The sequence below is a fragment of the Shewanella sp. AS1 genome, from assembly GCF_021412565.1.
In the GTDB taxonomy this organism is placed as follows: domain Bacteria; phylum Pseudomonadota; class Gammaproteobacteria; order Enterobacterales; family Shewanellaceae; genus Shewanella.
Map to the genome: position 1 here is coordinate 1 of NZ_JAKCLJ010000104.1, position 285 is coordinate 285.

Sequence of the window (285 nt, forward strand, 5' to 3'; positions counted from 1 at the left end):
CGCCATGCGCACGATCCGCGCTTCGCTTTCGGCACGTGGAAGATCGAGGTGCTCGGCGGTTACACGAGTGCGGTGTTCCTGCTGGGCGTGGCGGCGTACATGGGTATCGAGTCGGTGACCCGGCTGCTGCATCCCGCGAACATCCGCTTTGACGAGGCGATCCCGGTGGCGATCCTGGGCCTGGGCGTCAACGTGCTGTCGGCGTGGCTGCTGGCCGGCGGTCACGACCATGGCCCCGGACATGGCCACGGACATGGACAGGCACACGGTCATGACCACCACCAC

The 285-nt window shown here is 67.0% G+C and carries 1 protein-coding gene; it reads left to right on the top strand.

What is annotated here, in order from left to right; genetic code table 11:
* On the top strand, positions 1-285 hold a 285-nt coding region (locus LZP69_RS16245), incomplete at both ends, for a cation transporter (RefSeq protein ID WP_234201731.1).